The sequence below is a fragment of the Streptomyces sp. NPDC032161 genome, assembly GCF_040636995.1.
Taxonomy (GTDB): Bacteria; Actinomycetota; Actinomycetes; order Streptomycetales; family Streptomycetaceae; genus Streptomyces.
This window is the reverse complement of record NZ_JBEZVN010000126.1, coordinates 1-1,169: the sequence shown is the minus strand read 5'-3', so window position 1 is coordinate 1,169 and position 1,169 is coordinate 1. Positions and strand designations below refer to the sequence as shown.

The 1,169-nt window shown below is 67.5% G+C and carries 2 protein-coding genes; both read right to left on the bottom strand.

Annotated features, from left to right (window positions below; all coding sequences use genetic code 11):
- Window positions 1-35: 35 nt before the first annotated feature.
- On the bottom strand, window positions 36-566 hold the full coding sequence (locus tag AB0E67_RS36510; RefSeq protein WP_362035171.1) for a transposase: 531 nt from the start codon (window positions 564-566) through the stop codon (window positions 36-38).
- Window positions 563-1,102 carry a winged helix-turn-helix domain-containing protein gene (locus AB0E67_RS36505; RefSeq protein ID WP_362035170.1) on the bottom strand — a complete coding sequence of 180 codons (540 nt, stop codon included), beginning with the start codon at window positions 1,100-1,102 and terminating at the stop codon, window positions 563-565. The genes AB0E67_RS36510 and AB0E67_RS36505 overlap by 4 nt, the downstream gene beginning before the upstream one ends.
- Between the last annotated feature and the right edge of the window lie 67 nt (window positions 1,103-1,169).

Below are 1,169 nucleotides of genomic sequence, written 5' to 3'. Positions count from 1 at the left end.
TACTGAGGTTGAACTCGCGATGTCGCCCTGCTTCCTCAGGTAGGTGTGGTCGTCAGGCCGGTCTCGGCGAGGCAGCCGTCTATGAGGTGGCTGCGGTACTGGATGTGCCGTAGGCCTCGTCGGACGATTCGGACGAGGTGTTCGGGGTTGCTGAAGGCGACGTTGGAGAGCCAGCCGCGTCGCAGGAGCGACCAGATCCCTTCGACAGGGTTGAGATCGGGTGCGTAGGGCGGCAGGTAGAAGATGGTCAGCCAGTCCCGGGCCTCGGCGAACTCCCGCAGTCCGGCGGCCTTGTGAACATTCAGGTTGTCCCAGATGAGCACGATCGGGCCGCCGAGCTGCTGATGTGCGGCGATCAGCAGGTCGCGGTAGTCATGCCAGGAGAAGCTTTTGCGGCCGTCACGTCGGCCGTCGTCCCTGCGAGGCCGGTAGATCAGCCGGGAGCGGTGGCCGGGTTTGTAGCAGGTCAGCGCGGCGATGGATATCCGTCTGCGGGAGCGGCCGCGGACCCGCACCACCGGGGTCCGGCCACGCTGGGACCAGGTCCTGGCCTGCGGCGGCGTCATGGAGAATCCGGCTTCGTCCTCGAAGACGAGCCAGGCTCCATGGGCCGCCGCGAGCCTTCCGCGCAGGGCCACACCTCCTTGACCCACCCGGCCACCGCGTCGTCGTCCCGCTCCATCGCGCGTCGGGCCGGGACCTGACAGGACCAGCCGTTTCGTACCAGGAGCTTGCGCACGCCCTGAACGGTGTAGGTCAGGTGGAAACGCCGGCCGATCACTGTCTTGACCCTGGCCAGCGTCCACCGCTGGTCCTCCCACCCGTGCGCGGCCGGCCCCTTGGCGAGCTCCGCCTCCAGCTGCGCGAACTGCTGCTCGTTCAGCCGCGGCAGCGACGCGGGACCACGTGAACGCAGGGCTCGCGGACCGCCTTCTTCCCAGGTCCGCCGCCATCGCTGCACCGACCGGACGCTGACGCGCAGATCTTTGGCGATCGCCGAACTCGATTCGCCCCTTGCGAACCGCTCGGCCGCCTTGCCTCGTAACTCCTCGCGAAACTGCTGCCGTTCGGCGGTCAGCCCGCCACCCTGTGGATACCTCACGCCCCGGTGATACCGCAGGAGACCACAGCCCGTCAGCCCCTATGACATCACGAGTTCAAACTCAGTA